Origin of the sequence: Compostibacillus humi (assembly GCF_014637175.1) — a bacterium.
Classification (GTDB): Bacteria; Bacillota; Bacilli; order Bacillales; family Amphibacillaceae; genus Oceanobacillus; species Oceanobacillus humi.
On sequence record NZ_BMEV01000097.1, the window covers coordinates 1 to 7,470 of the forward strand.

Consider the following 7,470-nt stretch of genomic DNA (forward strand, 5'->3'; position numbering starts at 1 on the left):
ATCCCCCAACAACGACGCAAACACTTCATACATATACGTTCTAACACTTTCTTCTAGTTCAATTAAGTTATCGGTTCGCTTTATTATTTCATATATTTTTGATATAATTTTTTTCATGAGAAGGCCTCTTTCTAAATGTATTTGCCCGTCAAAGCATACATTTATGATAGAGTGCTTTCTCTTTTTTTACCAGAATTTAGCTTAAATACCCCTCGAGAAATATTTTACACATAGAGCTCCTTCGGCTAAAAGCGGGGGAGCTGTTTTTATTTTTCATGTTTCGCTTTATTCCAGAGTACAAAAATCTAGCGGAGAACTATCTTCTCCGCTAGATTTTTCACTTTCTCCTAAGCCATTTGCTTAAAAGCATTGCCGACTGCTTCAATCGTCCTGTCGACATCTTCTTCCGTATGTTCCGTCGTTAAAAACCATGCCTCGTATTTGGACGGGGCCAAGTTTATTCCTTGTTCCAGCATCAGGCGGAAAAATTTCGCAAAGGCTTCGCCGTCACTTGCTTCCGCTTCCTCGTAATTCGTCACCTGATCCACGCCGAAGTAAACTGCGAGGGCTCCTTTTAGCCTATTTACCGTAAGCCGGATGCCGTATTGATCTGCCATTTCTAAAATGCCTTTTTCCAGTTGCGCTCCAAGGGAATCCAATTTTTCATACACACCGTCTTTTGCTAAAACTTCCAAGCAGGCAATTCCTGCAGCCATCGACGCCGGATTTCCTGCCATCGTTCCGGCCTGATAAGCAGGACCTAGCGGAGCCACTTGCTCCATAATTTCCTTTTTGCCGCCATATGCGCCGATTGGCAGTCCGCCGCCGATAATTTTGCCCATCGCCGTCATATCCGGTTCAATATTATATAATTGCTGTGCGCTTCCGTAAGTGAACCGGAATGCGGTAATGACTTCATCGTAAATGACGAGGGCGCCGGCTTCATGAACTAAATCGTTAACCCCTTGCAAGAAACCATCATGCGGTTCAACAATTCCGAAGTTGCCGACTACCGGTTCGACAAGCACGGCAGCTACATCTTTGCCCCATTTATCTAACGCCTCTTTCAGCGCATCCAAGTCATTAAATGGTACGGTAATGACATCTTGTGCTGTCGAAACAGGCACTCCGGCTGAATCAGGGGTTCCCAGGGTAGACGGGCCGGAACCGGCTTGAACTAATACCGCATCGAAATGCCCGTGGTAACAGCCGGCAAATTTAATGATCTTCGTCCGGCCGGTATAAGCTCTCGCCACCCGGATTGTCGTCATCACTGCTTCTGTACCCGAGTTGTTAAAACGGACCCTTTCTAATGAAGGTATCGCTTCCTTCAACATTTTCGCAAATTTATTCTCCAATTTATGGGGAGTGCCGAATAATACTCCATTATTTGCTGCATCGGTAATTGCTTTAGCGATATGGGGATGGGCATGTCCCGTAATAATCGGTCCGTAAGCAGCTAAATAGTCAATATATTTATTGCCGTCCACATCCCAAAAATAAGCGCCTTTCCCCCGCTCCATATATACTGGGGCGCCGCCGCCAACTGCTTTATAGGCACGGGATGGCGAATTTACACCACCGACGATTAATTCCAATGCTTCTTTATGTAATTGTTCTGAAGTTGAGAAATTCATCTAATCATCCTTCCTAAGTATATGTCCATACATTACTATAGCAGAAAAAGGAAACTCTTTCTTTTGTACAAGCTTTTATTTTCCCTGCATATACTGAAATAGTATAACAAAAAGGAGCCTGTCCATGTTTCTGCTAATTCCTTGGACTCTGCTAATTATTATTTTTTATATCATTTTTACGAGCATCATTTCCTTCATTCGGGAAAAGTTTCCTTTTGAAATGCGGGATGCCCGTTTTTCCTGGGAACTGTTTGTTACGTTAGTCATCGTTTACATCATTGTAATTTTAGGTTTTGGCTTAATTTATTTCATCCTGTCCTTTCAGGGGATTGTTTTAATAGAAGGAGGAGAAATAAGGGAAGTAAGCATGTTAGGTTCGCTCATTCATTCCATTTACTTCAGCGGGGTCACGATGCTTACGATTGGCTACGGAGATATTGTTCCTATTGGCATTGGCAGGATATTTGCGGTTGTCGAGGCATTAATCGGCTATGTTTTGCCTGCCGCTTTTATTATGAAGCTCTTTCAAACGAGGGAAAGATACCGTAATAAATGATTCTTTATTGCAAATTTGATATAGTTTTCATATAGAAAGGAACGGAGGGATTTTAATTGGCCGTAGAAGTTGGAAAAATAGTGGAAGACTTTACGCTGCCGGATCAAACTGGGGAAAAGGTTAGTCTTTCTGATTTTCGGGGTAAACATGTTGTCCTATATTTCTATCCGAAAGACATGACACCTGGATGCACGACGGAGGCTTGTGATTTTCGGGACCGCCATGAAAGTTTTGCCGAATTAAATACGGTCATTATCGGTGTCAGTCCCGATCCGGCAGAAAGACACCAAAAATTTATCGATAAATACGGACTGCCATTTTTGCTTCTTGCCGATGAAGACCATGAAGTAGCGGAGAAATTTGGCGTATGGAAGCTAAAGAAAAACTTTGGCAAGGAATATTACGGCATTGAGCGGTCTACTTTTATTATTGATAAAGATGGTGTTTTACAGAAGGAATTCCGCAAAGTGAGAGTCAAAGGCCACGTAGAAGAAGCGTTGGCGTATGTTCGTGATAACCTGCAATAATGACGAGAGTACCGAATCGGTGCTCTCTTTTTTTGATATTACATTTTCATAACAAAATATAAGAATTGGTATAGATGAATGTCCGTTAAAAATAGGATGTAGTAAAAATGTTTTAACAGGAAAGGAGTGTGTCAAGAAATGGAATACACTACTCCAGCTGCATCCTATTCAAGAAAAAGGAAAAATCCGAGAACATATCTTTTTTTCAAAAGATGGACAGATATATGTGTCAGCTTGCTATTGCTTTTGCTTTTATCCCCATTGCTTCTGTTTATCTGCTGGCACCTTTATAAGAAAGAAGGCAAGCCGCTTTTTTACCGGGAGCTGGCGGCGGGTAAGGGAGAAAAACCGTTTATTAAGCTAAGTTTTCGAACGATGACGAACCCGTCACGAGTCATTCGTGCATTTCCTCCCCATCCTTTCCCTGCATCTTGGGAAAAGGGGGTGCCGGACCAGTTTACCTTTCAGCGGGATAAAAAACAGACGATGACGGCAACCGGACTTTGGCTGCGCAAATACAACCTTCATCTGCTCCCGCAACTCTGGAATGTGCTGAAAGGAGAGATGAGTCTTGTTGGTCCGCGGCCGGAAATTGCTGAAATTGCCGCCTGCTACAACCAGCATCAAAGAAAAAGACTGCTCGTCAAGCCGGGGATTACTGGATATACTCAGCTTTACTTCGGCAAGGAATCGAATTATAACAAAAAAGTCTTCTATGATCTTTATTATGTAGAAAACCGTTCTTATAAACTGGATCTGAAAATTTTGCTCCAATCTTTACGTCATTGGAAAAGGATAGAATAAATGCTAATCTTCTTATATTTATGTAAAATGGAAGTAAAGATATGGAGAGGAAGGTTGGAATGATCGTATTTTCGGCAAAGCTTTCAGCAAAACATCAGCAGCGGCTAACTCATAAATTCCCGGATGAGCAATTCGTATTTTGTCAGTCACCAGAAGAGGCAAAACAATATGCAAGTGATGCAGAAATATATGTGACTTACGGCGGTGATGTGAATGAAACATTGATTCAACAGGCTCCTAAATTAAAATGGATTGCCGTTCTTTCTGCCGGAGTTGACGGATTTCCTTTTTCTTTACTGCAGCAAAGGGAGATTATTGTAACGAATGCGAGAGGAATTCATGCGATACAAATGTCTGAATACGCTATTTCCATGCTGCTTCAAGTATATCGCGCGGAAAAGAAATTTATTGAAAACGAGAGAAACCACGTTTGGGACAAGACTATACGAATCAGGGAAATAACTGGGAAGACGATGGTAATTGTCGGAACAGGTGCAATCGGACAAGGGGTAGCCCGGATCGCTAAAGCATTTCAGATGAAAACGATTGGGATTTCCCGGAGCGGAAAAGAGAAAGAGCATTTTGATGAAGTTTATACGATTCAAAGTTTAAAAGATAAATTGCAAGAAGCGGACTTCGTAATTTCTGTTATCCCAAGCACAAAAGAAACGAAGGAAATATTCACCTACGAAGAATTTCAGGCAATGCCAGAGCATGCTGTCTTTTTAAATATGGGACGCGGTGATGCGGTGAATGAAGAGGATCTGTTAAAGGCAATAAGAGAAAGGGAAATTGATCATGCCATCTTGGACGTTTTTCAGCACGAACCATTGCCGGAAGACCATCCATTCTGGGATGAAGAGCATATTACCGTTACCCCTCATGTTGCTGGACTTTCACCGGAATACATGATGCGGGCTTTAGATATTTTCGAGAAAAATTTAGATGTTTATTTAAAAGGAGAAAACGATTGGGTTAATCTCGTGGACTTAACCATGGAATATTAACCATATAGAAAAACCTGGGTCTAATGAAAGACTCAGGTTTTTTCCAGGAGAAAATATTCTGTTATCTCCACTCTTGACCATTCTCTCATTTTGTATATATATTTAATTGGAACAAGTATTACATAATTCATTTTTCGAAGACATACAATATTGGGAAAACAAAAAACGGTTAAAACCCCGTGGCATCAATATACTTATATTGACAGAATACGCAAAAAAAGAGTACACTAATTATAAAGATTATAAATTAATAATGTTGTTTTTATGGTATATATTATCGAAAGTGAGGTGGATGGCTTTGCCTGAGCAACGATTACGCCAAGCGATTGACACATTGAAACAGTCAGGCGTCCGTATCACTCCTCAGCGTCATGCGGTACTCGAATATTTAATGAAATCGATGACACATCCGACGGCTGATGAAATATATAAAGCTTTGGAAGGCAAGTTTCCAAATATGAGCGTAGCGACTGTTTATAATAATTTGCGTGTACTACGTGAAGCTGGCCTTGTTCGTGAGCTTACCTATGGAGACGCTTCCAGCAGATTTGACTGCAATACTACGGATCATTATCATATCATTTGCAATGAATGCGGAAAGATTGTTGATTTCCATTATCCGAAATTAGACGAAGTGGAATCCTTGGCCGAACAAGTGACAGGATTTGACGTTAGTCATCACCGTTTGGAAGTATATGGAACGTGTGAAGAATGTCAGCAAACTGAACAACATTAAGAGAAAAAAATCCAAATGAATTTTCATTTGGATTTTTTGTATTATTGCTTTTTCTTCTTATAACGGCGAGAATTATATTTCTCGTCAAACTCTAACCCCTCTAATTCCTTATCCAGTGTAAGCGGCTGTTTGCAGTGCATGCAAGCATCTACTCTGCCAAGCATCTTCGTTGGCTTTTCACAGCTTGGACAAATGACCGGGACCGCCCGTAAAGACAGCGTGCCAATCCATAAATAGACAACACAGCTTAATACAACTAACAATACCCCAAGAATAAAGAATAGCAGCATCAGCCACTGTGTATTCCTCGTTAAAATTCCACCGTACATAAAGAGAATGCCGGCAAATATTAAAATCAAAGCAAATGAACGAATTTTATTTATTTTGCTAGAGTATACTAACCCTTTTTCAGCCATAAGAATCCTCCTATCTTTCAAATTGTAGTATAGCATATATTGATTATTTTTTGTTTTTGAAAGAGGAATTTATATGTAGAATCACGAAAGTATTAATAGGAGTTAAGAAATTTGTCGAATTTTGGCCGAATATAGCTTGCTTATAATATCTTGCAAATTTATGCCGTACATTTTTGCACCACGATTATGATATATAAAAAATTTGGAGGGTTTTATATGGAAAAATTCCTAAGACCGGTATATGAACGATATACAAAGGATGTAAATACGCTTGGCATACTTTATGTCGAATCTGTCCGACCGCATAGCCCCCTCACAGAAAATTTCGATTTGATCCTGCTCATTATAATAGAAGAAGCGGATAATCCGTGGTGCGCTGCCCATTATGAAAAAGCAGGAGAAACGATTGAGGTGAACATCGTTACGAAAACCCAGCTGACTTCCTGGATTGATACGAGCGGATACCGGCGTGCAGTCGAATGGATTATAAATGGAAACATAATTTTTGAACGGAATGGATATGTTAAACAATTGAAGGCCCAGCTGCAAAATTTCCCGAGGAAAAAAAGGAATTTGCGAAAAACGATTGATTTTGGCAAACTGCTTAAAAGTTTCTATGAAGCGAAACAGCTGTATAAATTAGGGGAACATAAAGATGCATACAGTAAAATTATGAATGCTTTACAATACTTGGCTAGGCTCACCGTATTGGAAAAAGGGTATTATCCGGAAGTGATGGTTTGGAATCAGGTGAAAAATATTGACATTGAAGTATATAAATTATTTGAAGAGTTTATGTTGAGCGACGAAGAATTGGACAAAAAAATTGAACTTATGCTGCTCGCCGTAGATTTTATGATAAATAACCGAGCAATATCAGGAGCGCTCCATTTGTTAGAAATTATGGAGACAAAGGATGAATGGTCATATGCCGAATTAAAGAAACATCCTGACACGAAGGCATATGCACTTGATTTATCGGTTATCCTTTCTTATTTAGCAGAGAACAATTATCTGGATGTTATAAGAAAGGTATCGAATGGTGATAATCTGTTTGAATTAACATATAAGGCAAGGAATGATTCACCATCTTAAAATATAGTGCATAAGATGTTTTTGGAGATTCCGGATAGGTGTTGACTTTTTATCTGAAAGATGATAAATTAATCATCGCGTTACAAAAAATGCTTTTGCTTTTAATAAAGTTTTTCAAAAAAGTTGTTGACGGAAGATTCCATCTCATGTTATATTAATAAAGTCGCTGTTACGAAGCGGCGAAATGATTTGCTCTTTGAAAACTGAACAAAACAACCTGTGCAGAGGGAAGAAGCAACGCTTCAATCCCCTGGAATGAAACGCTAAGATAAATGAACGTTGTTCATTTAAACAAACTTTTTTGGAGAGTTTGATCTTGGCTCAGGACGAACGCTGGCGGCGTGCCTAATACATGCAAGTCGAGCGGACAGAAGTTGGATGCCAGAGGTCAGAAGCTTGGACTTCTCGAGGAAGTTTGATTGTTCATCTATGAAGATGACTTTCATCTTACTTCCGGCTTCCGGCATCCGACTTCTGTTAGCGGCGGACGGGTGAGTAACACGTGGGCAACCTGCCTGTAAGACCGGGATAACTTGCGGAAACGTGAGCTAATACCGGATAATGATTCCAGCCGCATGGCAGGAATCTGAAAGACGGCGCAAGCTGTCACTTACAGATGGGCCCGCGGCGCATTAGCTAGTTGGTGGGGTAACGGCCTACCAAGGCGACGATGCGTAGCCGACCTGAGAGGG

Annotated in this window: 8 protein-coding genes and 1 rRNA gene; 7 read left to right on the forward strand and 2 right to left on the reverse strand. The window is 40.5% G+C overall.

Annotated features, from left to right (window positions below):
- Positions 1-347 precede the first annotated feature (347 nt).
- Entirely contained in the window at positions 348-1,637 is a 1,290-nt protein-coding gene (locus IEV18_RS15885) for a glutamate-1-semialdehyde 2,1-aminomutase (protein WP_188393353.1), read from the reverse strand.
- A 124-nt stretch (positions 1,638-1,761) separates the two neighbouring features.
- Here IEV18_RS15885 and IEV18_RS15890 point away from each other — a divergent pair, with 124 nt between their 5' ends.
- The 5 genes from IEV18_RS15890 (at position 1,762) to perR (ending at position 5,267) form a co-directional block, all read left to right on the forward strand.
- Positions 1,762-2,193, forward strand: coding sequence for a potassium channel family protein (locus IEV18_RS15890; RefSeq protein WP_188393354.1), 432 nt, complete (start codon positions 1,762-1,764; stop codon positions 2,191-2,193).
- A 56-nt stretch (positions 2,194-2,249) separates the two neighbouring features.
- Positions 2,250-2,720 (forward strand): thioredoxin-dependent thiol peroxidase, encoded by a 471-nt coding sequence (bcp, locus tag IEV18_RS15895; RefSeq protein WP_188393355.1) that lies wholly within the window; start codon positions 2,250-2,252, stop codon positions 2,718-2,720.
- 138 nt (positions 2,721-2,858) lie between these two features.
- The gene (locus tag IEV18_RS15900; protein ID WP_188393356.1) at positions 2,859-3,524 is read left to right on the forward strand and encodes a sugar transferase; all 666 of its coding nucleotides are present in this window, start codon (positions 2,859-2,861) and stop codon (positions 3,522-3,524) included.
- Positions 3,525-3,583: 59 nt separating this feature from the next.
- Entirely contained in the window at positions 3,584-4,531 is a 948-nt protein-coding gene (locus IEV18_RS15905; protein ID WP_188393357.1) for a D-2-hydroxyacid dehydrogenase, read from the forward strand.
- A 292-nt stretch (positions 4,532-4,823) separates the two neighbouring features.
- On the forward strand, positions 4,824-5,267 hold the full coding sequence (gene perR, locus IEV18_RS15910; protein ID WP_188393360.1) for a peroxide-responsive transcriptional repressor PerR: 444 nt from the start codon (positions 4,824-4,826) through the stop codon (positions 5,265-5,267).
- A gap of 41 nt (positions 5,268-5,308) precedes the next feature.
- On the opposite strand, the gene IEV18_RS15915 is transcribed toward perR, so the two are convergent.
- Positions 5,309-5,683 (reverse strand): DUF2614 family zinc ribbon-containing protein, encoded by a 375-nt coding sequence (locus tag IEV18_RS15915; RefSeq protein WP_188393358.1) that lies wholly within the window; start codon positions 5,681-5,683, stop codon positions 5,309-5,311.
- A gap of 216 nt (positions 5,684-5,899) precedes the next feature.
- Between IEV18_RS15915 and IEV18_RS15920 the strand changes: the two genes are divergently transcribed.
- Together IEV18_RS15920 and IEV18_RS15925 are read left to right on the forward strand one after the other, a co-directional pair.
- A complete protein-coding gene (locus IEV18_RS15920; protein ID WP_188393359.1) occupies positions 5,900-6,778 on the forward strand; it encodes a nucleotidyltransferase-like protein in 879 nt (292 codons plus the stop codon).
- 298 nt (positions 6,779-7,076) lie between these two features.
- Positions 7,077-7,470 (forward strand): 16S ribosomal RNA (locus tag IEV18_RS15925); the annotation flags it as partial.

Excerpts from the sequence above, each read along its gene's own strand:
- IEV18_RS15900 (WP_188393356.1), top strand. The coding sequence starts at position 2,859 with ATGGAATACACTACTCCAGCTGCATCCTATTCAAGAAAAAGGAAAAAT.
- IEV18_RS15905 (WP_188393357.1), top strand. The coding sequence starts at position 3,584 with ATGATCGTATTTTCGGCAAAGCTTTCAGCAAAACATCAGCAGCGGCTA.
- IEV18_RS15890 (WP_188393354.1), top strand. The coding sequence starts at position 1,762 with ATGTTTCTGCTAATTCCTTGGACTCTGCTAATTATTATTTTTTATATC.
- perR (WP_188393360.1), top strand. The coding sequence starts at position 4,824 with ATGGCTTTGCCTGAGCAACGATTACGCCAAGCGATTGACACATTGAAA.
- IEV18_RS15915 (WP_188393358.1), bottom strand. The coding sequence starts at position 5,683 with ATGGCTGAAAAAGGGTTAGTATACTCTAGCAAAATAAATAAAATTCGT.
- IEV18_RS15920 (WP_188393359.1), top strand. The coding sequence starts at position 5,900 with ATGGAAAAATTCCTAAGACCGGTATATGAACGATATACAAAGGATGTA.
- IEV18_RS15885 (WP_188393353.1), bottom strand. The coding sequence starts at position 1,637 with ATGAATTTCTCAACTTCAGAACAATTACATAAAGAAGCATTGGAATTA.